Genomic DNA, 22,018 nt, shown 5'->3' with positions numbered 1-22,018 from the left:
TCCAGCGTGTCACACCGCTTGCCGTGACCGGCCCGGGGCCGGACCGTACCGGCCGCGGGGCAGGGCCCGGCACGCCGTCAGCGGCCGTCGTAGCCCGCGGTCGGCATGGACAGCCTGCGGTGCACGAGGGCCTTCATACCGGCGTCGTACGACGGCTCGGCGCTGCCCACCGTCTCCACCCGCACCCCGCGCCGGGCGCACTCGGCGGCGAACTCCTCCAGCGAGGCGAGGGCCCGCTCCAGCACGCGCCGGCTGGGCGCCACGAACAGGTCGCGTCCGGGCCGGACGCCGTCCCACAGGGCGAGGTGGTCGGGCCGCAGCCGGCGCACCAGCAGCTCGCGGGCGACGACGTAGCCGCGCTCGGCGGCCCAGCGCGCGCACATGGCGTGCTGGCCCCGGGAGTCCACGAGGAACGGATCGGCCTCCAGTTCCTCCAGCGGGGTCAGGCTCGCGATGGCCGTGACCTGGACGACCTCGGCGTCCGGCCGTCCGAAGACACCCTGCGGCGTTCCCATGGCGTCCCCCTCACCTCCGGGTTTCGCCGCCGACCCTACTCCTGCACGTAGGCTTCGGGGGAGTCGTGCGAAAGGGGCGGACGGGTGCCGGTGGAGATCACCTGGTGGGGGCACGCCAGCTGCACGGTCGCGGACTCGGGCACCCGGGTCCTGACCGACCCGCTGTTCGCCCGCAGGCTGGCGCACCTGCGGCGACGGCGCGGCGCGCTGCCGCCGCCGGAGGCCTGGCGGGCGGACGTGGCGCTGGTGTCGCATCTGCACGCCGACCATCTGCACGTGCCGTCGCTGGCACGGCTCGCGCCGGGAACCCTGCTGCTCGTGCCCCGGGGCGCGCCCCGGGCCGTGCCCTCGCTGCGCCGGCTCGGCCACCTGCGGATCGAGGAAGTGGCTCCCGGTGACACGGTGCGCGCGGGCGGGCTGCTGGTGCGCGCGGTGCCCGCGGCGCACGACGGGCGCAGGCTGCCGGTCGGGCCGCACCGCTCGCCCGCGCTCGGCTACGTGGTGGCGGGCGAGGCACGGACCTACTTCGCCGGGGACACCGGGCTGTTCGACACGATGGCCGAGGACGTCGGGCCGGTCGACGTGGCACTGCTGCCGGTCGGCGGCTGGGGACCGTACCTCGGGGAGGGGCATCTGGACGCGGGGCTGGCCGCGCGGGCGCTGGCCCGGCTGGGTGCGGGCAGCGCGGTGCCGGTGCACTACGGCACGTACTGGCCGATCGGGCTGGACGCGGTCCGCCCGCACGAGTTCCACGCGCCGGGCGAGGAGTTCGTACGGCTGGCCGCGGAGCGCGCGCCGGGTGTGCGGGTGCACCGGCTGGCGCACGGGGAGCACGTGCGGGTCCAGGGGGCGCGGTGAGGTGGCTCGCGGAGGCCTCCACCGCGGTGCCCGCGGAGTCGACGCAGCAGGCCATCGGCTATCCGACCCTGTTCCTGCTGGTGCTGGCCGGGGCGCTGGTGCCGGTGGTGCCGACGGGGGCGCTGGTGTCCTCGGCGGCGGTGGTGGCGTTCCATCAGACGGCCCCGTTCTCGCTGGTGCTGGTGTTCGTCACGGCGTCGGTGGCCGCGTTCCTGGGCGATCTGACGCTGTACTGGCTGGGGCGGCGCGGGGTCGGGTCGCGGGGCGGCTCGCGCTGGCTGGAGGCGATCCGGTCGCGCGCGCCGGAGGACCGGCTGGAGCGGGCGCGGTCGAAGCTGGCCGACCACGGGGTGTCCGTGCTGGTGCTGTCCCGGCTGCTGCCCGCCGGCCGGCTGCCGGTGATGCTGGCGTGTCTGCTGGCGGAGTGGCCGATCCGCAGGTTCGTCCGCGGGAACCTGCCCGCGTGCCTGGCGTGGGCGCTGACCTACCAGCTGATCGGCATTCTCGGCGGGTCGCTGTTCCCCGAGCCGTGGCAGGGGGTGGTCGCGGCGATCTCGCTCACCCTGGTGATCAGCGCGGCCCCGGTGGTGCGGCGGCGGTGGCGTCCGGCGGAGTGAGCCCGTCCGGCGGCGCGTCCGGCTCGGGCGCCCCTGCCGCCGGGCCGGGCCCCCGCCCGGTGCCGGGGCGCCTGCCCTGAGGGCACCTGCCCCGAGGGCGCCGGCTCCGCCCTCAGCGCTCGGGCAGCACGCGCGAGCCGCCGACGGGCAGGTCCCACAGGTCGTCGCGGTCCAGGCCCGCCGCGCGCCAGGCCCGCCGCACCCGGGTGAGCGGCTCCAGCACCGGCTCCGCGGAGAGGATGAACGTGCCCCAGTGCATGGGGGCCATTCTGCGGGCGTCCAGGTCCCGGGCCGCCCGCACGGCCTCCTCCGGGTCGCAGTGGACGTCGCTCAGCCACCAGCGGGGGTGGTAGGCGCCGATGGGGAGCAGGGCGAGGTCGATGCCCGGGTAGCGTCCGCCGATGCGGGAGAACCAGTGCCCGTAGCCGGTGTCCCCGGCGAAGTAGACCCGCCTGCCGTCGGGGGCGGTGAGGACCCAGCCGCCCCACAGGCTGCGGCAGGTGTCGGTCAGGGTGCGCTTGGACCAGTGGTGGGCCGGGACGAAGTCGAAGCGGACGCCGTCGAGTTCGGCCGCCTCCCACCAGTCCAGCTCGGTGACGCGGGTGAAGCGGCGGCGGTGGAACCAGCGGGCGAGGCCCGCGGGCACGAACACCGGGGTGCCGCGGGGCAGTCGGCGCAGGGTCGGCGCGTCGAGGTGGTCGTAGTGGTTGTGGCTGATGACGACGGCGTCCACCCGCGGCAGCGCGCTCCAGTCGAAACCCACGGGGGTGACCCGGGCCGGGGTGCCCAGGATGCGGCGCGACCAGACCGGGTCGGTGAGCACGGTCAGCCCGCCGATGTGCAGCACCCAACTGGCGTGTCCGGCCCAGGACACGGCGACCGTGCGGGCGTCGGCACGGGGCAGCGGACCGGGTTCGTACGGCAGCCGGGGGACGTCGGCGAGGCCCGCGGCGCCGGGGCGTACGGAGCCCTCGCGGGCGAAGCGGGCCAGCGCCTTCAGGCCCGGCAGCGGGGCGGTGAGCCGGTGGTGGAAGGTGCGCGGCCACACCCGGCGCTCGCCCGGCGGGCGCGGCTCGGCCGGGGGCGGCTCGGCCGGGGGCGGGCCCGCCGGACCGGACGGGGTGGTCGGGCCGAAGGAGGCCGCCGGGCCGGGCCGCGGGGGCGGCCCGGCGGGGGTCTCCCGGATGCCCGGCCCCGCGGCGGCGGCACCCGCCCTCGGACCGGACGGCTCGGGCTGCTGCGTCATCGAGAGGGCTCCCATCGACTGGCGTCCTCGCGGAGATCGTCGAAGACCGTCCGCACGGTGGTCAGAGCACGTCGCACATGCGGAAGTTCCCACGGCCGGGGCGAGGTGAGGCAGTGCGCGCGCTCCTCGTCCGTGCCGCCGAGCAGGGAGCCGGTGGCGAGCCGGACCCGCGGTGCGGCCAGGTCGTCGCCGAAGCGCTGTCCGCCGGGTGCGGGCATGCCGAGGCGGGCCGTGAGGAAGTCCTCCAGTTCCTGCGCGTCGCCCACCCCGTGCGCGGACAGCGCGGCACGCAGCGGGCCGAGGTCGGCGTAGAGGTGGCGGCCCGCCTGCGGGGGGCGGGCGAGGGCCCCGGCACCGACGACGGCGGCGTGCAGGCCGGCGGCCAGGCGGGCGTGCAGGCGGACGGCTGCGGCCACCCGGTCGGTGACCGGCCGGGGCTCGTCGAGGGCGTGCGCGGCCGCGGCGGCGACCGGGCCCGCCACACCGGCGCCGAGGGCGGTGAGGATGTCGAGGACGCGGGCGCGGAGCCGGACCCCGGCCGCCCCGGCGGGGAAGCGGGCGACGGCGGCGGGCCAGGCGGGCGGCAGCAGCGCTCCGGCCAGGTCGGTGACGACGGTGACCCGGTCGGGGAGCATCTCGGCGGGGCTGAGCAGCACGGTGGCGGGCGGGGCGTGCACGGTGTCGCGCCAGGTCTCGTCGCTGACCAGGTGCAGTCCCTCGGCGGCCGCGGCCTCGGCCGTCTCGTGGATCAGCTCGGGCGGGGCGACGGTGGCGGTGGGGTCGTCGGCCACGGAGACCACGAGCAGCCGGGGTTCGCCGCCCTCCTCGCGGACCCGGCGCACGGTCTCCAGCAGGGCGTACGGGTCCGGCACACCGCCGCACTCGGCGGGGGTGGAGACGTGGTACGCGGGTCTGCCCAGCAGCCGGGCGTACGGTGCCCACCAGGCGGCGCAGGGCCGGGGCACGAGGACGTCGCCGCCGAGCGCGGCGGTCAGCGCGAGCAGCAGACTGGGCGCGCCGGGGCCGGCGGCGGCGTGGCCGGGGTCGGTCCGCAGTCCTCGCCGGTCCCAGTAGCCGGCGGCGGCCCGGAGCAGGCGCGGCCCGCCGCCGACCGGTTCGGCACCGGGGCGGCCGGCCGCGGCGGTGAGCGCGCCGCGCAGCTCGGGCAGCACCGGCAGGCCGTCGTCGGGCGGCGGCGGCCCGTACCGGACGGAGCCGTGTCCCTGAGCGTCCGTCCACCGCATGCCCACCTCCGTGTGCTGCCCGCCGTGCGTCTGTCCCTGTCGCCGTGCCCGGGGCCCGCGGGCGCGGTCCGTGTGCCGCACGGGGCGCCGTCGGCCTCCCGGGGCTCTGCGTACCCAGCGCGGCACCGGGTCAGGCGTCCCCGTGCCGGGCCGGGAGAGGCCTGCCGGGCCGGGCCCGCCGGGGTCAGGTGTCCCGGGCCGGGCTCCGGCGGCGCAGCCGGTACACGGCACCGGCGACGGCCCCCGCGACGAACAGCCCGCCGGCCACGAGTGCGGGCACCGAGCCGGTGAACGCGCCGCCCGCCCCGGCCCGTACGCCGTGCTCGACGGGCGGTGCGGGCGGTGCGGGCGGCGTGTGCGGTGCGGGCGGACAGGCCGGACCGTGGGGGGTGGGGCAGGGGTGCGGGCCGGGCTCGCGGGTGACGGTGAAGGTGGCGCTCCAGGGCTTGCCCCGGCCGTCCGGCGGCGGGCAGGTGCCCTCGACGGTCCAGGCGGTGTCCGGGCCGAGGCCCGCGGGATCGCTCTCCAGGTCGGCGGCGGACGCGATGCGGGCGGTGCCGCGGTAGGCCGGGCCGGACACCGCGTCGGCGTCGTCGGGCACCAGATGGAGCGCGACCGTGACCTCCTCGAAGGCGTCGGAGGTGGCTTCCATGTCCGGCGGCGGGTCGCCGTCGGTGTGGTCGCAGGAGACGGAGACGGTGACGGTGCCGCCGGGCTGCGCGGTGGCGGGGTTCACCTCCGCGGCCGGAGCGGCTACCGGACCGGCTGCCGGACCGGCCGCCGGACCGGCCGCCGCCGGCGGCGCGGCGACAGCCAGGACGGCACCGGTCGCGGCACCGACGAGGGCGGCGGACAGGGCACGGGCGGTGCGGCGCATACGGCGGGCTCCTCGGCCGGGCGGGCTGGGGTGGCTGGCGGCGCGGGTGACAGCGCCCCCAGCCATGACAGCCCGCCCGGCCGCGCGCCGCGCGCGGCCGGGCACCATCAGGGGGACGCGCGCGCCCGACCGGGTGACACCGCCCCGTGCTCCCCGCGGCCGCGCCGCACCGCGCCGCACCGTGCCGTGCCGCCGCCTCCCGGGGCGTGGCGGCGGTGCGGGGTGTCACCGGCGCCCGCCCCGGCACCGGCGTGCGGCGGCGGTGGCGGCGGTGGTGGCGGTGGTGGCGGCGGCGGCGGCTCAGGCTCCTCCGGCAGGGTGATCACCGGTCCGCGGGGCCGCCCCGTCCGCGCCGCGGTGCCGGACCGCGTAAACAGGGTGCACCGGGTGGACCGGGGGGCCGGCTCTGCCGGGCCGGGCGTGCGGAAGGTCAGCGCCGGGCGGAGCCCGCTCCCGAGCCCCACTTGCCGACCGGGGTACGGGGGTCGCCGTCGACGTGTGCCCGGTCGCGGGCGCCGTCCCGGGTCCGGCCGGCGGAGACGGACCGGCGCGGATTGCGGCGCAGGTACTCGCCCTCCAGTTGCGCCATGCGCTCGTTGTGCACGCGCAGGGCGTCGTTCGAGCCGTACAGCAGGGTGTCGTGGCGCGTGCGGTGGATCGTCTCCAGCTCTCTCATGAGCTGCTGGTCGTCCAGACGGCCCGGGTCGACTCCGGTCATGGTGGTGCCCCGCTCGTCGTGTTCGTCCATGCCGTTCGGGCACCGGCCCGGAGCGCAGCGTCCGCGCGGTGTCCGGGAGCGGACCGCCGGCCTCGCTCCTCTGCCTCCACTGTACGGACAAACCGGGCGGCGGGCTCCGCGTACGGGAGCGCCCGGCGGGGCGGGGCTACCGGGCCCGCTCCACCCGGCGCTCGTCCCACACCGGCTCGGGGGTCTCCCGGACCCGTCCGTCGCTGCCGAAGACGAGGTAGCGGTCGAAGGAGCGGGCGAACCAGCGGTCGTGGGTGACGGCGAGGACGGTGCCCTCGAACGCCTCCAGGCCTTCCTGGAGGGCCTCGGCGGACTCCAGGTCGAGGTTGTCGGTGGGCTCGTCCAGGAGCAGCGCGGTGACGCCCCGGAGCTCCAGGAGGAGGATCTGGAAGCGGGCCTGCTGGCCGCCGGAGAGCCGGTCGAAGCTCTGCTCGGCCTGGCCGGTCAGCTCGTAGCGGCGCAGCCGGGACATCGCCGCGCCGCGGTCCTGGGCGTGCTCCTTCCACAGGATGTCCAGCAGGGTGCGGCCCTCGAGCTCGGGGTGGGCGTGGGTCTGCGCGAAGTGGCCGGGCACGACCCGTGCGCCGAGCCGCCACTCCCCCGTGTGGGCCACGTCCTCGCCCGCGAGCAGCCGCAGGAAGTGCGACTTGCCGGAGCCGTTGGAGCCGAGGACGGCGACGCGCTCGCCGTAGAAGACCTCCAGGGAGAACGGCTGCATCAGGCCGGTGAGCCCGAGTCCCTCGCAGGTGACGGCGCGGACACCGGTGCGGCCGCCCTTCAGCCGCATCCGGATGTCCTGCTCGCGGGGCGGCTCGGGCGGCGGTCCGGCCTCCTCGAACTTGCGCAGCCGGGTCTGCGCGGCGCGGTAACGGGAGGCCATGTCGGGGCTGTTCTCGGCAGCCTGACGGAGCGTCAGTACGAGCTTCTTGAGCCGGGCGTGCTGCTCGTCCCAGCGCCTGCGGAGCTCCTCGAAGCGGGCGAAGCGCCGGCGCCGGGCCTCGTGGTAGGTGGCGAAGCCGTCGCCGTGCACCCAGGCGTCGGCACCGGCCGGGCCGGGCTCCAGGGAGACGATCTTCTGGGCGGCGCGGGAGAGCAGTTCGCGGTCGTGGGAGACGAACAGAACGGTCTTGCGGGTCTCCTTCAGGCGGTCCTCCAGCCACCGCTTGCCGGGCACGTCGAGGTAGTTGTCGGGCTCGTCGAGCAGCAGCACCTCGTCCGTGCCGCGCAGCAGCGCCTCCAGCACCAGCCGCTTCTGTTCGCCGCCGGACAGGGTGCGCACCAGCCGCCACTGCGCCTTGTCGTAGGGGACGCCGAGCGCGGCCGTGGTGCACACGTCCCACAGGGTCTCCGCCTCGTAGCCGCGTGCCTCCGCCCAGTCGGCGAGGGCCTGCGCGTAGCCGAGCTGGGCGGCCTCGTCGTCGACGGTCATCAGGGCGTGCTCGGCGGCGTCGACCGCGGCGGCCGCGTCGCGGATGCGTGGCGGGGCGACGGAGACGAGCAGGTCGCGGACGGTCGTCTCGTCGCGGACCGAGCCGACGAACTGCCGCATCACGCCGAGCCCGCCGCTGACCGCGACGCCGCCGCCGTGCGGCCGGAGCTCTCCGGAGAGCAGCCGGAGCAGGGTGGTCTTGCCGGCGCCGTTGGGTCCGACGAGGGCGACGACGGCGCCCTCCCCCACCCGGAAGGACACGTCGCCCAGCAGGGTCCTCCCGTCGGGGAGGTGGTACTCGAGGTGCGCGGCTTCCAGATGTCCCATGGTCAGGCATTGTGCGGTCGGCCCGCGGGCGCGGGCAAACCCTTATCGGGGGTCCTCCAGCGGCTCCCCGGCAGGACCGCTCCCGGCGGCCGGCATCGGGGCGCCCGCCCAGGTCAGCGCCTTCCAGCCGTCGGCGGGCGTGCCCTCCAGGACGACCACACCGGTGTTGTCCAGCCCGTGGGCGGCGGCGTAGGCCACGTCGATGTTGACGGCACGCACCGCCGTCCACAGCCGGATGACCGCTCCGTGGCTGACCAGGGCGGCGGCGCCGGCGCTCCGGCCGGCGGCTTCCGCGACCACGGCGTCGAAGCGGGCGAGGACCTCCTGCCCCGTGTCCGCGCCGGGCATCCGCAGGCGGGTGTCACCGTGCATCCAGGCGACCAGGGTGTGCAGGTAGCGCTCGCCGTCCCCGAAGTGACCGGGCAGCATCTCCAGCTCGCCCGCGGAGACCTCGCGCAGACCGTCGCGGACCTGGACCTCCAGGCCGCGGGCGGCGGCCAGCGGGGCCGCGGTGTGCCGGGTGCGGGTCAGCGGGGAGGCGTACACCGCCCCGATGTCCTCGTCGGCGAGCGCCTCGGCCAGGGCGGCGGCCTGCCGTTCGCCGAGCCCGGTCAGCGGCGTACCGGGGAACGCGGTGTCGAGGAGGTAGTCCAGGTTGGCGACGGTCTGACCGTGGCGTATCAGAAGCAGCCGCATCCGCGGGTCCTCTCACTGGGCGGCACGGCGCAGGCCGGCCGTACGACCACTTCAGCCTACCCGCGGCGGAGACGGCGATCCGCTCACTGACAGTACGTCAGTCCATATCTCAGGACACCTGTCTCAGGATGCGGCGAAGGAGGCGTACGGTGGCAGCAGCCGCCCCGGATGCTGCCGGGACGGGCCCGAGCCCGTAGAGCGGGGCCGACGGGCCGGCCGACGGGCCGACGAAGCGAAGACTCGGGAAGTCCGGGGCCGCGAGGCGTCCGGTGAGAGGGGTACGGCCATGCCGAGCGACCGGGAGACCGCCGTCTACACGCACGGGCACCATGCGTCGGTGCTGCGTTCCCACACCTGGCGCACCGCCGCCAACTCGGCCGCGTACCTGACCGGTTCGCTCCGGCCGGACATGCGGATCCTGGACATCGGCTGCGGGCCCGGGACGATCACCGCGGACCTGGCCGCGCTGGTTCCGCGGGGGCATGTCACCGGCGCCGACCGGGCCCCCGGGATCGTGTCGACCGCCCGGGCCACCGCGGCCGAACGGGGGCTGACGAACACGGACTTCACCGTCGCGGACGTCCATGCGCTCGGCTTCCCGGACGACACGTTCCACGTCGTCCACGCCCACCAGGTGCTCCAGCACGTCGGTGACCCCGTCCGGGCGCTGCGGGAGATGCGGCGGGTCACGCGACCGGGCGGCCTGGTCGCCGTCCGTGACGCGGACTACGCGGCCATGACCTGGTATCCGGCGGTTCCCGGCCTGGACGCCTGGCGGGACCTGTACGAGCGGGTCGCCCGCGCGGGCGGCGGTGAGCCGGACGCGGGGCGGCGGCTGACCGCGTGGGCTCGGGCGGCCGGCCTGACCGACGTCACCGCCACCTCCTCGGCCTGGACCTTCGCCACCCCTGGGGAGCGGGCGTGGTGGAGCGGCCTGTGGGCGGAGCGCACACTGGCCTCCGCCTTCGCGAAGCGTGCCGTCGCGGGCGGCCACGCGACGGCCGCGGACCTCCGGGCGGCGGCGGCCGCGTGGGAGGAGTGGGGGCGCCGGGAGGACGGCTGGTTCGCCGTCCTGCACGGGGAGATCCTCTGCCGCACCGAGGTCTGAACCGCGGAATCCGGGAAACACGGGCGGTCAGGAGGTCGACGACATGGTTCCGATTCTGCTCGTCCTGCTGTTGGTACTGCTGCTGTTCGGCGTCGGTTTCGCCGTGAAGGTGCTCTGGTGGATCGCCCTGGCGGTGCTGGTGGTGTGGCTGCTCGGGTTCCTGGTGCGGGGCACGTCCGCCGGCGGGGGCAGGGGCCGCTGGTACAGGTGGTGAGGCCCGCTTCCGGGCCGGTGGGTGCGGGGCGGCGGGGTGCCGGTGGGCATCCCGCCGCCCCGCGGGTCCGGTCCCCGCCGCGGGTCCGGTCCCCGCCGCGCGTGCGATCCCGCCGCGCACGCCGGTACCTGTCCGGGCCCGCCCGCCCGCACCCGCTCTTGCCCGTCGGGCCCCGTGGTGTCTGGTGTCCCCCGGAGACGCTCGGTGTCCGCCCGCAGGAATACCTGCCCGTCCCGGGCGGCGCACGACGTACAGTCGGATCTTCGACCCGCGGACGGAGGAGGCCGACATGGCGGAACAGCACACCTACCGGGTGATCGTGCGCGGCACCTGGAGCGAGCTGACCGAGGAGGCCGGGGAGCGGCTGCTGGCCGAAGCGGCTGAGCACGGTCTGGCGAGCATGCGCTTCACCGAGGAGGGCACGCTGTCCTACGAACCGAGACCGCTGAAGCACTTCTCGATGCGGTTCGTGGTGGTGTCGGACGCGGCGGACGGCGAGGAGATGGCGGCGGCGATCGCCGAGGACCGGGCCAAGACGGTGCTGCGCGGGCTGGGCTACGGCTTCGGGCCGTTGCGCTCGACGGTCACCGACCTGGACACGATGAAGATCAACCTCAAGCCCGCATCTCGGCGGTGAGCGCCCAGCGTTCGTGGTCGCGCCAGGCCCCGTCGATGAACAGCATCGCCGGGGAGAAGCCCTCCAGCCGGAACCCGCAGGAGCGGGCCAGGGCGATGGAGGCGGCGTTTCCGGGCTGCACGTTGATCTCCAGGCGGTGCAGCCGCATCGGTCCGAAGGCGTGGTCGACGACCAGCCCGAGGCCCTCGCGCATCAGGCCGCGACCGGCCGCGTGCGCGAAGGCCCCGTAGCCGAGGGCGCCCGAGAGGAACGCTCCGTGCACGATGTTGTTGATCGTGACGAACCCGGCGATCGACCCGTCGTGCCTCTCGCACACCAGGAAGCCCTCCTTCGTCGGGTCCTCGATGAGCCGGCTCGCGTAGGCGTCGTAGGCGGGGGCGTCGTCGGGCGGGAACAGCCAGGGGCGGTGGAGGTCCTTGCTCTCCTGGGCGCGGGCGGTGAACTCGGGGCCGTCGGCACGCGTGAACGGGCGTATGCCCACGCGGGGGCCCTCCGCGAGGTGGCGCGATACGGGGTGGGGCATCGGCTCACCCTATGCCGTCAGCGCCGGCGCCTCATGAAGTAGGCCCCGCACAGGGCGCCGACGATCCCGGTGGCGAGCAGCGCCGTCCACAGCGGCACGGTGACCTCGGGGATCAGCAGCCGGATCTCGGTCTCACGGGTGTTCTCGAAGATGAAGATCAGGGCCAGGACGGCGAGCACCAGGACCGCCGTCCGCGCCGGGGTCATCGCCTCGCGCAGTCTGCCCCGGTCCTTCTCGGAGGTCTTCGGACTCATACCCCCAGGGTGCGCCCACCGGACACGTCACGCACGGTGAGGGCACGAGGAGGGCCCGGGCCGGGCGTGCTTCGGCCCCTGCCGCGGGCCCGGTACGGCCCGCGCCCGCACCCCGCCCGCCGCCACGCCACGCGCCGCCACGCCACACCACGCGCCGCCACGCCACGCGCTGCGCGCCGCCGCACCGCGCACGGAGCGCGCCGCCGCACCGCCCACGGGCCGGTCCCGCGGCGGCCGGTGCGGTGACCGGAGGGGTTCGCCGCACGGCTCGCGCCCTGCGGTGCGGTGCGCCGCGGGGCGGAGCATCAGCCGCGTGCCGGCCGTGCGCGGGTGAGGCCGCAACGCGGCGAGGCGGCGCCGTGCCGGGCGCCGCGGGCCGGTGAACGCCCCCGGTCACGGCAGCAGGTCCCCCGGCGCACGCGCACCCCGGTTCGGCTCCGGCCACGGCGGTGCCGGGCCGGCAGCGGCCACGCCGTGGCAGCGCCTGCCGGAGGCCGGGGCGAGCCCCGCCCCGCACGCACCCGCCGGCCCCTGCCGGGCGTCCGCGGGGCTCAGCGCAGGGCCGGTTCGTCCAGGGTCAGGGTGCCCGCCCCGGCGTCCAGTTCGGCCACGGCTCCGAAGGGGACGGTCAGCGCCCCGGGGCCGTGCCCGAAGCCGAACTCCTCCACGACCGGCACGCCGAGCCCGCCGAGCCGGTCGGCGAGCAGCGGCCGCAGCGCGTCGTAGGGGCCGCAGCCCTCCCAGGAGCCGAGCAGCACCCCGCTGACGCCGTCCAGCCAGCCCGCGCGCAGCAGTTGGGTGAGGCAGCGGTCGACGCGGTACGGCTCCTCCCCCACGTCCTCCAGGCACAGCAGCCCGCCCGCGGCCGAGGGGCGGGCGTGCCCGGTGCCCGCCTCGGCGGCGAGCAGCGACAGGCAGCCGCCGAGCAGCACCCCGCGGGCCCGGCCCGGGACCATGGCCCGGCCTCCGTCGGCGGCGCGGACGGTGGTGACGGTCTCCGGCGCGAACAGGGTGGCCCGCAGGTGGTCCTGGGCGCGCGTGTTCTTCAGGAAGTCGACGCCGGCCGCCATCGGCCCGTGCAGGGTGGCCAGTCCGAGCCGGACGGCGAACGCCTCGTGCAGGGCGGTGATGTCGCTGAACCCGACGAACACCTTGGGCCCGGCGGCCCGCATCGCGTCCCAGTCCAGCAGGCCGGCCATGCGCTGCGCGCCGTAGCCGCCGCGGGCGCACAGCACGGCGTCGACGGCCGGGTCGCACCAGGCGGCCTGGAGGTCGGCGGCCCGGTCGGCGTCGGCGCCTGCCAGGTAGCCGAACTCGGGGTGCCGGTCGAGGACATGGGGTGCGACGACCGGGTCGAGGTCCCAGCCGCGGAGCACGTCGAGGCCGGCCTGGAGACGCTCCTCGGGGACGGGGCCGCTGGGCGCGACGACGGCCACCCGGGCGCCGGGCGCGAGCCGACGAGGGCGGGTCAGCTGCTTCACGTGGTCAGCTCCAGCACCGGGACGCCGGGCGGATTGAGCCCGAACACCTGTGCGTACAGGGACAGTTCGGCCTCCAGGGCGCGCACCATGGTGTCGGCCCGCCTGAAGCCGTGCCCCTCGCCCTCGAAGGCGAGGTAGGCGTGCGGCACGCCCCGCCCGGCCATGCGGGCGAGCAGGCGTTCGCTCTGGGCGGGCGGGCAGATCACGTCGTCCAGGCCCTGCAGCAGCAGGAACGGGGCGGTGATGCGGTCGGCGTGCTCCACGGGCGAGCGCTCCGCGTACCGTGCGGGCACCTCGGCGCGGGGTCCGACCAGGGTCTCCAGGTAGTGGGACTCGAAGTCGTGGGTCTCGCCGGCCGCCCAGCCGGCCAGGTCGAGCACCGGGTAGATGATCGTGCCGCAGGCGTACACGTCGGTGGCGGCGAGCGAGGCGGCCGCGGTCCAGCCGCCCGCGCTGCCGCCGCGCAGGGCGAGCCGGGCGGGGTCCGCGGTGCCCTCGCCGGCCAGGGTGAGGGCGACGGCCGCGCAGTCCTCCACGTCGACGACGCCCCACTGCCCGCGCAGCCGGTTGCGGTACTCCCGCCCGTAGCCGGCCGAGCCGCCGTAGTCGACCTCGGCGACGCCGATGCCCCGGGAGGTGAAGTAGGCGATCTCCAGGTCGAGCACCAGCGGGGAGCGGCCGGTGGGTCCGCCGTGCGCCCACACCACGTACGGGGGTCTCTCGGCGTCGGGGGCGGCGCAGCCGGGGTTGTGCGGCGGGTACACGTGCGCGTGGATCTCCCGGCCGTCGGGGCCGGTGAAGGTGCGGATCTGCGGCTCGGGGTAGTACACGGGGTCGACGTCGTCGGTGTGCGCGGCGCCGGTCACCCTGGCGTGCCCGGTGGCGGTGTCGAGTTCGACGACCTCGTACCCGGTGCGCGGGCTGGCTCCGACGGCGACGACCCGGTCGCCGGACACGGCGAGGGTGGGGGCGAACTCCGTCCAGGGTCCGGCGGCGTCGACGACCTCGCCGGTCTCCGGGTCGAGCAGGCCGAGCGCGGTGGCGCCGCGTCCGTGCACCACGGCGACCGGCCCGCCGGGCAGCGGTGCGAACCAGCGTTGGCCGACCTTCCACAGCGGTCCGCCGAACTCCTCCTCGCGCGGGCACAGGGGCGTTCCGTCGCGGTAGAGGTTCCACCAGCCGGTACGGTCGCTCGCCCACAGCAGCGCCCCGTCGGCGGCGAAGTCGGCCTGGCAGACGGACTCCTCGGGTCCGCCCGCCACCGTCCGGGGCGCGTGGAGGGTGCCGTCGGGGGTGACGTCGGCGAGCAGCAGTTCGGTGCCGTCCCAGGGCATCCGCGGATGGTCCCAGCCGAGCCAGGCGGCCCGCCGCCCGTCGGGCGAGAGCTTCGGTCCGGTCACGAAGCGGTGGCGTTCGGGGGTGAGCCGGCGTACCGCGGGGCGGTCCCCGGCGGCGGATCCGTCCAGCGGGACGGCGGCCAGGACGCGGCGCACGTCGCCCGGCCCGTCGCCGGTGAACTCCTCCAGCACCGCCCACACCTCGCCCCGCTCGGGCAGCACCACGGGGTCGGCCCAGCGCAGTCCGCCGCCGGTCGCGGAGACCGGGGTGAGCGGGACCGGGGTGCCGCCGGGTGCGAAGCGGTACAGACGCTGGTCGGCGAAGTCGGCGAACACCACCAGCGGGCGGCCGTCGACGACGGCTCCCGCCCAGGGCTGCCCGCCGTACTCGATGACCCGGCTGCGCACGTTCCACGGCGCGGGCAGGACCGCCTCCTCCCGCCCGTCGGGGTGCCGGCGCACCAGGGTGCGCCGCCCGCCCTCGGCGGGGCGCGGCTCGGTCCACCAGGTCTCCTCGCCGACGACCCCGACCCATTCGGGGTGCCCGTCGTTCGCGGCGGCGAGCGCCGCGTCGATGGGCGAGGGCCACGATCCGTAGGGCAGTGTCCGCACGTCGTCCCCCACTTCTCTCAGGCCGTCCGCAGGAAGCGGTCCAGGACGCGGACGCCGAAGTGCAGCGCCTCGACCGGCACCCGTTCGTCGACCCCGTGGAACAGGGCCTGGTAGTCCAGCGACTCCGGCAGTTTCAGAGGTGCGAAACCGTACCCGGTGATGCCCAGCCGGGAGAACTGCTTGGCGTCGGTGCCGCCCGACATGCAGTACGGCACCACGTGCCCCTCGGGCGCGAACTCCTCGACGGCGGCCCGCATCCGGGCGAAGGTCTCCGACTCCACGGGTGCCTGGAGGGCGACTTCACGGTGGTCGAACTCCCAGTCCACGTCCGGTCCGGTCAGTTCGTCCAGGGTGGCGCGGAACTCCTCCTCGCCGCCCGCCAGGAAGCGGCCGTCGACATGGGCGACGGCCTCGCCGGGGATCACGTTGACCTTGTAGCCCGCCTGCAGCATGGTCGGGTTGGCGCTGTTGCGCACGGTCGCCTCGACCAGCTTCGCCGCCGGGCCCAGCTTGGCGAGCAGGCCGTCGACGTCGTCGAAGTCGGGGGTGATCTCCGAGGAGATGCCGTAGAGCGCGGCGAGTTCGGTGAGGGCGGCCCGCACGGTGGGGGTGAGCCGGAGCGGCCACTCGTGGTCGCCGATGCGGGTGACGGCCGCGGCGAGCCGGCTCACCGCGTTCTCCCGGTTGACCTTGGAGCCGTGCCCGGCCCGGCCGCGGGCGGTCAGCTTCAGCCAGCCGGTGCCGCGCTCGCCCGCCGCGATGGGGTAGATCCGGCGGCCGGAGCCGTCGTGGAAGGTGAAGGCGCCGGACTCGCTGATGCCCTCGGTGCAGCCCTCGAAGAGGTGCGGGTGCCGGTCGGCGAGGAAGCCGGAGCCGTCCTCGGCGCTGGCCTCCTCGTCCGCGGTGAACGCGATCACCAGGTCGCGGCGCGGCCGGACACCGGTGCGCGCCCAGGACCGCAGGACGGCCAGGATCATCGCGTCCATGTTCTTCATGTCGACCGCGCCGCGGCCCCACACGACGCCGTCGCGGATCTCGCCGGAGAAGGGGTGCACGCTCCAGTCGGCCGCCTGAGCGGGCACCACGTCCAGGTGCCCGTGGACCAGCAGCGCGTCCGCGGAGGGGTCGGTGCCGGGCAGCCGGGCCACGACGTTCGTCCGGCCCTCGGTGCGCTCCAGCAGGACCGGCTCCAGGCCCGCTCCGGTGAGGGCCTCGGCCGCGTACTCGGCGGCGGGCCGCTCCCGGCAGTCGCCGCCGCCCCGGTTGGTGGTGTCGATGCGGATGAGGTCGGAGGTGAAGCGGACGACCTCGTCCAGTGCCTGCTCGTCAGCCATACTGCTCCTCCACGGCGGCCGAGACGATGGTGGTGACCGCCTTGAAGGTGCGGATCCCCTCGACCATGGTGTCGCTGGTGTAGGCGACCCTGCGCTCCCCGGTGCGGTCCACTCCGGGCACGACCGTGGCGGCCATCGCCAGGTGTTCGGCGTCGAACTCCAGGGCGACGGTGTGGGGTCCGGCCGTGACGGGCTCGCGCCGCACGGCGAGCGCGGCCGCCTCCTTGGCGGCCGCGCGGATGTCGGCGGCGGTCCGGGCGGGGGTGCGGCAGACCGCCGCGTACCGCGAGACGTGGTCCTTCACGGCCACCTTCAGCGCTTCGGGGGCGTAGCCCAGGGCGTCCTCGCAGGCCAGGTCGTCCCCGGTGACGAGGACGACCGGGACGCCGTACTCCGCGACGACGTGCGCGTTGAGCAGGCCCTCGCTGGCCCGTACGCCGTCCAGCCAGACGCCCGTGATCTGGTTGGCGAGGTAGGTGTGGGCGAGGACGCCCTCCATGCCGGCGCCCGCGTGGTAGCCGACGAAGGCGATGCCGTCGATGTCGCCGTGCTGGACGCCCTCCACCATGGACAGCGCCTTGTGCCGGCCGGTGAGCATCTCGGCCCGCTGGTCCAGCTGCTCCAGCAGCAGGTTGCGCATGCTCCAGTGGGCCTCGTTGACGAGGACCTCGTCGGCGCCGCCGTCGTGGAAGCCGAGCACCGCGGCGTTGACGTCCGAGGTGAACATCGACCGGCACCGCTCCCACTGCGGTGTCCCCGGAAGCACGTCGGCGGGCCAGGTCACGCCGGTGGCGCCCTCCATGTCGGCGCTGATGAGGATCTTCATGGAGCGCCACGTTACGCCGGGACACGCGAACGGGCCAGGACGTCCCATCGCGCCGTGACCGGCGGCTTCGCCCCGGGCCGGCCCGGTGGCCGGCTGCCGGGAGGTCCGCCTCCGGGGCCGGCCGGGCGCTGTGCGGCGCCCCGCCGGGTCCGGCCGGGCGCTATGCGGCGCCCACCACCAGCCACTTCGACGGCAGCTCTATCAGGGCGCCGTCGGCGGTGCGCTCGGTCGTCGCGAGCGGCAGGTCACCGTCGGCCAGGACGGCGAGCCCGGCGGCGGCGAGGAGGCCGGTCACCGCGGAGTCGGCCACCTCGCCGGGGGCGATGCCGTGTCTGAGGACGGGGGCCAGCTTGGCGGGCGGCCCGTCCGGGCCCTGGGCCAGGCCGCGCAGCACGGAACCGGCCTGCTCGGACGGCTCCACGAGGAAGCCGCGGCCGCGCTCGCCGAGGAGGGCGGCGAGCGCGTCGGCCAGCGGCAGCCGGTCGTCCGGCTCGCACTGGTGGAGCACACCGCGCATGTAGACGTTGGCGTCGCCGAGCTCCGCGTGCAGCGTCTCGGCCTCGGACTTGTCCGTGGCGTCCAGCTCCCGGTAGGCCGCCTGCCCGGCGGGGTCGGCGAGCCGGGCGTGCTGCAGGGCGGCGGGCGACAGGTCGGCGCCGATCACCCGCGGGAAGCGGGCGGCGAAGAAGCGGGTCTGGGTGCCGTTGCCGCAGCCCAGGTCTATCAGCGGCAGACCGGGGTCGGTGAGCAGCGGCTCGAACAGGGCCACGTGCCGTGCGGCGGTCAGGGACGGCTCGGCATCCCAGAACACGGCTCCCTGTTCGTCGGAGGCCTCCTGCCAGAAGCCCTCCCAGGCGCTCCGGTACCGGCTCGTCACGCTCATGTCCCCAACTCCCCAAGGTGCGACGCGATCCCGCCGTGTGCGACGGGCCAGTACGGTCTACCCTTCCCCGGTCGCCGAAACAACCGCGGGACGGGCTTCTTCACGGCGCGTTCGATGTCCGGGGCTCGTCGAGCGGGGCGCCGAACCCTGTGCAGGGACGTGGAGTTGAGGGTGTGTCAGTGGGGCCGGGCGGGGAGCGCGAGCTCGAACCACACGGTCTTGCCGGTGCCGGTGCGGCTGGTGCCCCACTCCCGGGCGAGTGCGGAGACCACCCGCAGTCCGCGCCCCGCCACGTCGCCGGGCCCGGTGCTCAGCAGGGTGGGCAGCTCGTGCCCGTCGTCCTCCACCTCGCACAGCAGGGTGTCGCCGCGCACCAGCCTGAGGGTGACCGGCCTGCTGTCCGCGTGCCGTACGGCGTTGGTGACGAGCTCGCTGACCAGCAGTTCGGCCGGGTCGGCGAGCCGGGCGAGCCCCCAGGTGCGGAGCTGCTCGCGGACCACGGCGCGGGCCCGCGGCACCTCGGCCGGGGTGAGCGCGAGACTCCACTCCGCGACGTCGTCGGGGGCGATGCCGTTGAGGCGCGCCATCAGCAGGGCGACGTCGTCCTTGCGGCCGCCGCGGGTGTTGAGGGCGCGGATGATGGTGTCGCAGGCGGCGTCCATGGAGGCGGCCGGATGCGCGGCGGACTCGCACAGCGTGGCCAGCCCCACCCCGATGTCCTCGCCGCGCATCTCCACCAGCCCGTCGGTGCACATCACCAGCCGGTCGCCCGGCCCGACACGGACGCGGACGGTCTCGAAGGGGACTCCGCCGACGCCGATCGGGGCGCCGGTCGGCAGGTCGAGGAGTTCGCTGCGGCCGTCCCCGGCCCGGACGACCACGGGCGGGATGTGTCCGGCGTTGGCGAGGCACAGTTCGCCCGCGATGGGGTCGTACACGGCGTAGAGGCAGGTCGCCAGGTAGCCGTCACCGAGCCGCTGGGCGAGGTCGTCCAGGTTGCGCAGGAGCTGGGCGGGCGGCAGGTCGAGCGCCGCCATGGTCTGTACGGCGGTGCGCAACTGGCCCATCATCGCGGCCGAGTTCAGCCCGTGGCCCATGACGTCGCCGACCACCAGGGCGGTCCGGGCGCCGGGCAGCTTGACCGAGTCGAACCAGTCGCCGCCGACCCGGCCGAGGAGGGTGCCCGGCAGGTAGCGGGTGGCGATGTCGCAGCCCGCCCGGCGCGCCGGGATGTGCGGCAGCATGCTGTCCTGGAGCGTCTCGGCGACGGACTCCTGGTAGGTGTACATGCGCGCGTTGTCCAGCACGAGCCCGGCGCGGGCGGCGAGTTCGGCGCCGGTGACGCGGTCCATGTCGTTGAACTCGGCGCGCTCGGGGTGGCGCAGCAGGACCATGAAGCCGAGGACGACGTTGCGGGCCTTGAGCGGTACGACCAGCATGGACCGGCCGGTGATCAGCGGCCGGATGTCCCGCTTCTCGAACTGGGAGGCGATGGCGTGTCCGAGCTGCTCGCTGATCCGGGGCACCAGGACGGGTTCGCCGGTGGTCATGCACTGGAAGAACGGGGTGTGCGCGGGGAACGGCATGGCCTCGCCGACCGGCACGACGTCGTCCCAGCGGCCGGGTTCGTCGGTGTGCTCGACGGCCACCCGGTGCCACAGGGTGGTGGTGTCGGGGACGCCCTCGGGGAACCCCTCACCCGCGACGACCTGTTCGCGCAGGTAGGTGCCGGCGACGTCGGTGAAGCGCGGCACCACCGCCCGGCTGACCTCGATGACGGTGCGGGACAGGTCGAGGGAGGTGCCGATGCGCCCGCTGACCTCGTTGAGGAACTCCAGGCGCTCGCGCACGGCGGCGTGTTCGAGGTCCTCCGCGAGATCCTCGGCCTCGTCCGCGGTCAGGTCGGCGGGCAGCGGCAGGCCGGAGGCGGCGCGGGCCAGGCGCTCGCGGCGGGCCTGGCGTTCGGCGCGCCGGGGCACGCCCCAGTCGGGAGTCACGGGCACCCGGTCGTTCTGGCTGAACTCCAGTACGGGATAACCCAGTTCGAGGACCTGGGCGACGATGCGGGCGCTGTCCTCCACGCTCATGCTGGGCAGGATGTCGGGCAGGCGGCGGGCGAGTTCGGCGGCGCCGGGGAAGTCGGTGTGCAGGGCGAAGGCCGGCGCGACGCGCTCCGTGCCCGTGCCCGTGCCCGGACCGGCGGCCGGTCCGCCCAGGTGGGGTCCGGCCGCGTCGGCGGCGAGGACGAGCAGCCGTTCGGGGCCGGGGCCGACCAGCGGGTAGGCCCACCAGAGCACGTCGGCCCGCGTGCCGCCCGGCACGTCCAGGCGGGCGCGTCCGGCCGCGGGATAGGCGAGGGCACCGCCGAGCGAGGACCCCAGGTCGTGACCGAGCGGATCGTGGCCGAGCCCCTCGTGCACGGGGTAGGCGCCGAAGGGACTGTCCTCCTGCCGCTCGGGGAGCGCGCCGGAGACCGGCAGCAGGTCGGTGACGGGCCGGCCGATCGCGTCCTGTTTGGGCGTGCCGAAGAGCCGTCGGGCGCCGCTGCTCCAGTGCGAGACCAGCCCGTCGCGGTCGACGACGGCCACGGCGAGCGGGACGCGCCCGGCCGCGGGGCCGGCCTCCCCGCCGACGCCGTCCGGCCGACTGGGGAGTGCTGCCCGGTCGGTGCCACGGTCCATGGCCCAAGCCCTCTCTCCGCACGCCTCCACAAGATCTGTCCCCCGCACCACCGTACGGCTCCGGCGCACCGCCGTGGGCGGCAATACGGGAATTGACGGCACGGGGTGCCCCGGCGGCCGGGCCTGCACGGGGCCGGCCGGGGCGGGCGGGGCGGGCGGGATTCCACCCGATCCGGTGAAGAGGACCGACGGCCCTCCACGGCCGGGGACTTGCACGCCCCCGGGCGCGGAGCGCATTGCCCGGAGGGGAACCTACTTCTCGACCTCGGCGGCGAGCCGGGCGAGCACCACGTCGTAGATCCGGCCCAGGCCCTTGGGGGCGAAGGTCCTCTCGAAGAAGCCGCCGATGCCGCCGGCGCCCTTCCAGGTGGTGGTGACGGCCACGCGCGAGGCGCCCTCGCCGGCCGGGGTGACGCGCCAGACCGTGACCATGGAGGAGTTGCGGTCCTTCTCGACCAGTTCGCCGTCGGTGGGCTCGGTGACCTCCAGGAGGCAGTCGCGCACCCGCTTGCTGGTGGCCTGGAGCTTCCAGTGGACGAGCGTGCCCTCACCGTCGCCGCCTTCGCGCACCTCGTACTCGCTGAAGTGCTCGGGGAGCAGCTTCGCGCGGGTGCCGCTGTAGTCGGCGAGCGTGTCGAACACCGTCTCCGGGTCCGCCGCGACGACCCGCTCCGTGCTGGCCTCGACCTGCGCCATTGCTTCCTCCAGGACCTTCGGTTCTCGGGGTTGGGGCAAGCCAACCACCCTGCCGCCCGGCCGCCCAAATCGGGAGCGCACGATCATGGGAACATATGTTCTATTGTGGGCTCCCGTGCCACCGAGGAGGACTCATGCGCTGGGAGAACCTCACCGACCGCGCCGAGCACAGCCGGGCCGAGCACAGCCGGGCCGGCGCCGCGCCGTCCGGCGCCGACGCGGTGATCAGCCGGTCGTCCGGCCCGCCCGGGTTCCGGGGGATCACCCTCCCCGGGATCCGGGCCCGGTCGGCCCTCGACCGGGTGCCGGGCGCGTCCCGCAGGCCGTTCGCGTGGACGCTCACCCCCTGCCGAGGCCGATCCCGTGCCCGCGCGTAGTTCCTCGGACGACCCGGCTCCCCGGATCTCCCGGACGAAGTCCCCGGCGAGGCCCGTGCGCATCGACAGCGCATGGCGGAGCACGGCCAGAGGACTCCCGCCGAACGACGCGCCCACCACCGGCGGACGGGACACACCCCGGGCCGGCGCGGCGGCCTACGCGACCCTGCTCGGCGAGGGCAGGGCCAAGAACCCCGAGCCCCTCGACGACCCGGCCGGCGCCCCGTCCGCGCCCGGGAGCACCGGGGGGGCCGCCCTCGGAGCGGGCGGGCTCCCACGCGAGGGCGGCGGCAGCCGGCCAGGACGGGACCCGCCCGACCGGAGACCTGCGGCGCTCGGCAGGGCGGGCGAACGGGGCAGCCCGGATGTCCTGACACGTCGCCGGAGAACACCTCAGGGCCGGTGCCGGCACACGACCACGGCCCGTACGACTCTGCCGAGTGCCTCGCGACACCCCGGAACGGATCGTCGAGCGGCGCCGCGACCCGGGCGGACGCA

21 protein-coding genes and 1 pseudogene are annotated in these 22,018 nt (G+C 75.9%); 6 read left to right on the top strand and 16 right to left on the bottom strand.

Going from position 1 to position 22,018, the window contains the following annotated elements:
- Positions 1-77: 77 nt before the first annotated feature.
- Positions 78-515 (bottom strand): hypothetical protein, encoded by a 438-nt coding sequence (locus AC5K6T_RS11275; protein ID WP_493208087.1) that lies wholly within the window; start codon positions 513-515, stop codon positions 78-80.
- Between the two features lie 84 nt (positions 516-599).
- Between AC5K6T_RS11275 and AC5K6T_RS11270 the strand changes: the two genes are divergently transcribed.
- Both AC5K6T_RS11270 and AC5K6T_RS11265 read left to right on the top strand, forming a co-directional pair.
- A complete protein-coding gene (locus AC5K6T_RS11270) occupies positions 600-1,373 on the top strand; it encodes an MBL fold metallo-hydrolase (RefSeq protein WP_493208085.1) in 774 nt (257 codons plus the stop codon).
- The gene (locus tag AC5K6T_RS11265; RefSeq protein ID WP_493208083.1) at positions 1,370-1,990 is read left to right on the top strand and encodes a DedA family protein; all 621 of its coding nucleotides are present in this window, start codon (positions 1,370-1,372) and stop codon (positions 1,988-1,990) included. The genes AC5K6T_RS11270 and AC5K6T_RS11265 overlap by 4 nt, the downstream gene beginning before the upstream one ends.
- A gap of 112 nt (positions 1,991-2,102) precedes the next feature.
- On the opposite strand, the gene AC5K6T_RS11260 is transcribed toward AC5K6T_RS11265, so the two are convergent.
- The 6 genes from AC5K6T_RS11260 to AC5K6T_RS11235 all read right to left on the bottom strand — a co-directional run bounded on the left by AC5K6T_RS11260 (position 2,103) and on the right by AC5K6T_RS11235 (position 8,557).
- The gene (locus tag AC5K6T_RS11260; RefSeq protein WP_493208081.1) at positions 2,103-3,236 is read right to left on the bottom strand and encodes an MBL fold metallo-hydrolase; all 1,134 of its coding nucleotides are present in this window, start codon (positions 3,234-3,236) and stop codon (positions 2,103-2,105) included.
- Entirely contained in the window at positions 3,233-4,480 is a 1,248-nt protein-coding gene (locus tag AC5K6T_RS11255) for an aminotransferase class I/II-fold pyridoxal phosphate-dependent enzyme (RefSeq protein WP_493208079.1), read from the bottom strand. The genes AC5K6T_RS11260 and AC5K6T_RS11255 overlap by 4 nt, the downstream gene beginning before the upstream one ends.
- 184 nt (positions 4,481-4,664) lie before the next feature.
- Entirely contained in the window at positions 4,665-5,357 is a 693-nt protein-coding gene (locus tag AC5K6T_RS11250; RefSeq protein WP_493208077.1) for a hypothetical protein, read from the bottom strand.
- Positions 5,358-5,787: 430 nt separating this feature from the next.
- Positions 5,788-6,105, bottom strand: coding sequence for a DUF6158 family protein (locus AC5K6T_RS11245; RefSeq protein WP_493208075.1), 318 nt, complete (start codon positions 6,103-6,105; stop codon positions 5,788-5,790).
- Positions 6,106-6,241: 136 nt separating this feature from the next.
- Entirely contained in the window at positions 6,242-7,861 is a 1,620-nt protein-coding gene (locus AC5K6T_RS11240; RefSeq protein ID WP_493208074.1) for an ATP-binding cassette domain-containing protein, read from the bottom strand.
- A 42-nt stretch (positions 7,862-7,903) separates the two neighbouring features.
- Positions 7,904-8,557, bottom strand: coding sequence for a histidine phosphatase family protein (locus tag AC5K6T_RS11235; protein WP_493208072.1), 654 nt, complete (start codon positions 8,555-8,557; stop codon positions 7,904-7,906).
- 286 nt (positions 8,558-8,843) lie between these two features.
- Here AC5K6T_RS11235 and AC5K6T_RS11230 point away from each other — a divergent pair, with 286 nt between their 5' ends.
- The 3 genes from AC5K6T_RS11230 to AC5K6T_RS11220 all read left to right on the top strand — a co-directional run bounded on the left by AC5K6T_RS11230 (position 8,844) and on the right by AC5K6T_RS11220 (position 10,516).
- Positions 8,844-9,665 carry a methyltransferase domain-containing protein gene (locus AC5K6T_RS11230; protein WP_493208071.1) on the top strand — a complete coding sequence of 274 codons (822 nt, stop codon included), beginning with the start codon at positions 8,844-8,846 and terminating at the stop codon, positions 9,663-9,665.
- Between the two features lie 43 nt (positions 9,666-9,708).
- Entirely contained in the window at positions 9,709-9,879 is a 171-nt protein-coding gene (locus AC5K6T_RS11225; protein ID WP_493208070.1) for a hydrophobic protein, read from the top strand.
- Between the two features lie 289 nt (positions 9,880-10,168).
- Positions 10,169-10,516: a DUF6204 family protein gene (locus tag AC5K6T_RS11220; protein ID WP_493208068.1), complete on the top strand. Its 348-nt coding sequence runs from the start codon at positions 10,169-10,171 to the stop codon at positions 10,514-10,516.
- Here AC5K6T_RS11220 and AC5K6T_RS11215 read toward each other — a convergent pair.
- The 9 genes from AC5K6T_RS11215 to AC5K6T_RS11175 form a co-directional block, all read right to left on the bottom strand.
- The gene (locus tag AC5K6T_RS11215; protein WP_493208066.1) at positions 10,494-11,039 is read right to left on the bottom strand and encodes a GNAT family N-acetyltransferase; all 546 of its coding nucleotides are present in this window, start codon (positions 11,037-11,039) and stop codon (positions 10,494-10,496) included. The genes AC5K6T_RS11220 and AC5K6T_RS11215 overlap by 23 nt on opposite strands.
- Before the next feature lie 17 nt (positions 11,040-11,056).
- Positions 11,057-11,293: a LapA family protein gene (locus tag AC5K6T_RS11210; protein WP_493208064.1), complete on the bottom strand. Its 237-nt coding sequence runs from the start codon at positions 11,291-11,293 to the stop codon at positions 11,057-11,059.
- 551 nt (positions 11,294-11,844) lie between these two features.
- Positions 11,845-12,774 carry a S66 peptidase family protein gene (locus AC5K6T_RS11205; protein WP_493208062.1) on the bottom strand — a complete coding sequence of 310 codons (930 nt, stop codon included), beginning with the start codon at positions 12,772-12,774 and terminating at the stop codon, positions 11,845-11,847.
- Entirely contained in the window at positions 12,771-14,723 is a 1,953-nt protein-coding gene (locus tag AC5K6T_RS11200) for a S9 family peptidase (protein ID WP_493208060.1), read from the bottom strand. The genes AC5K6T_RS11205 and AC5K6T_RS11200 overlap by 4 nt, the downstream gene beginning before the upstream one ends.
- A gap of 17 nt (positions 14,724-14,740) precedes the next feature.
- The gene (locus tag AC5K6T_RS11195; protein ID WP_493208059.1) at positions 14,741-16,057 is read right to left on the bottom strand and encodes a M20/M25/M40 family metallo-hydrolase; all 1,317 of its coding nucleotides are present in this window, start codon (positions 16,055-16,057) and stop codon (positions 14,741-14,743) included.
- A complete protein-coding gene (locus AC5K6T_RS11190; RefSeq protein ID WP_493208058.1) occupies positions 16,050-16,883 on the bottom strand; it encodes a M55 family metallopeptidase in 834 nt (277 codons plus the stop codon). The genes AC5K6T_RS11195 and AC5K6T_RS11190 overlap by 8 nt, the downstream gene beginning before the upstream one ends.
- Positions 16,884-17,043: 160 nt before the next feature.
- Complete coding sequence (locus tag AC5K6T_RS11185; RefSeq protein ID WP_493208056.1) at positions 17,044-17,766, bottom strand: class I SAM-dependent methyltransferase; 723 nt, start codon at positions 17,764-17,766, stop codon at positions 17,044-17,046.
- A gap of 176 nt (positions 17,767-17,942) precedes the next feature.
- Positions 17,943-20,447, bottom strand: a complete 2,505-nt coding sequence (locus tag AC5K6T_RS11180) for a SpoIIE family protein phosphatase (RefSeq protein WP_493208054.1) — start codon at positions 20,445-20,447, stop codon at positions 17,943-17,945.
- Between the two features lie 252 nt (positions 20,448-20,699).
- Entirely contained in the window at positions 20,700-21,143 is a 444-nt protein-coding gene (locus AC5K6T_RS11175; RefSeq protein ID WP_493209295.1) for an SRPBCC family protein, read from the bottom strand.
- A 134-nt stretch (positions 21,144-21,277) separates the two neighbouring features.
- Between AC5K6T_RS11175 and AC5K6T_RS11170 the strand changes: the two are divergent.
- Positions 21,278-21,511: pseudogene (locus AC5K6T_RS11170) on the top strand (Rv2578c family radical SAM protein); the annotation flags it as partial.
- Between the last annotated feature and the right edge of the window lie 507 nt (positions 21,512-22,018).

The sequence above is a fragment of the Streptomyces sp. B8-7 genome, from assembly GCF_058833805.1.
This window is presented reverse-complemented; position numbering and strand designations above follow the sequence as displayed.

What these genes read in the sequence shown, in the direction of transcription:
- AC5K6T_RS11180 (WP_493208054.1), bottom strand. Translation starts at nt 20,447, where the DNA reads ATGGACCGTGGCACCGACCGGGCAGCACTCCCCAGTCGGCCGGACGGC.
- AC5K6T_RS11220 (WP_493208068.1), top strand. Translation starts at nt 10,169, where the DNA reads ATGGCGGAACAGCACACCTACCGGGTGATCGTGCGCGGCACCTGGAGC.
- AC5K6T_RS11275 (WP_493208087.1), bottom strand. Translation starts at nt 515, where the DNA reads ATGGGAACGCCGCAGGGTGTCTTCGGACGGCCGGACGCCGAGGTCGTC.
- AC5K6T_RS11185 (WP_493208056.1), bottom strand. Translation starts at nt 17,766, where the DNA reads ATGAGCGTGACGAGCCGGTACCGGAGCGCCTGGGAGGGCTTCTGGCAG.
- AC5K6T_RS11260 (WP_493208081.1), bottom strand. Translation starts at nt 3,236, where the DNA reads ATGACGCAGCAGCCCGAGCCGTCCGGTCCGAGGGCGGGTGCCGCCGCC.
- AC5K6T_RS11210 (WP_493208064.1), bottom strand. Translation starts at nt 11,293, where the DNA reads ATGAGTCCGAAGACCTCCGAGAAGGACCGGGGCAGACTGCGCGAGGCG.
- AC5K6T_RS11245 (WP_493208075.1), bottom strand. Translation starts at nt 6,105, where the DNA reads ATGGACGAACACGACGAGCGGGGCACCACCATGACCGGAGTCGACCCG.
- AC5K6T_RS11240 (WP_493208074.1), bottom strand. Translation starts at nt 7,861, where the DNA reads ATGGGACATCTGGAAGCCGCGCACCTCGAGTACCACCTCCCCGACGGG.
- AC5K6T_RS11190 (WP_493208058.1), bottom strand. Translation starts at nt 16,883, where the DNA reads ATGAAGATCCTCATCAGCGCCGACATGGAGGGCGCCACCGGCGTGACC.
- AC5K6T_RS11195 (WP_493208059.1), bottom strand. Translation starts at nt 16,057, where the DNA reads ATGGCTGACGAGCAGGCACTGGACGAGGTCGTCCGCTTCACCTCCGAC.
- AC5K6T_RS11250 (WP_493208077.1), bottom strand. Translation starts at nt 5,357, where the DNA reads ATGCGCCGCACCGCCCGTGCCCTGTCCGCCGCCCTCGTCGGTGCCGCG.
- AC5K6T_RS11225 (WP_493208070.1), top strand. Translation starts at nt 9,709, where the DNA reads ATGGTTCCGATTCTGCTCGTCCTGCTGTTGGTACTGCTGCTGTTCGGC.
- AC5K6T_RS11235 (WP_493208072.1), bottom strand. Translation starts at nt 8,557, where the DNA reads ATGCGGCTGCTTCTGATACGCCACGGTCAGACCGTCGCCAACCTGGAC.
- AC5K6T_RS11215 (WP_493208066.1), bottom strand. Translation starts at nt 11,039, where the DNA reads ATGCCCCACCCCGTATCGCGCCACCTCGCGGAGGGCCCCCGCGTGGGC.
- AC5K6T_RS11175 (WP_493209295.1), bottom strand. Translation starts at nt 21,143, where the DNA reads ATGGCGCAGGTCGAGGCCAGCACGGAGCGGGTCGTCGCGGCGGACCCG.
- AC5K6T_RS11230 (WP_493208071.1), top strand. Translation starts at nt 8,844, where the DNA reads ATGCCGAGCGACCGGGAGACCGCCGTCTACACGCACGGGCACCATGCG.
- AC5K6T_RS11255 (WP_493208079.1), bottom strand. Translation starts at nt 4,480, where the DNA reads ATGCGGTGGACGGACGCTCAGGGACACGGCTCCGTCCGGTACGGGCCG.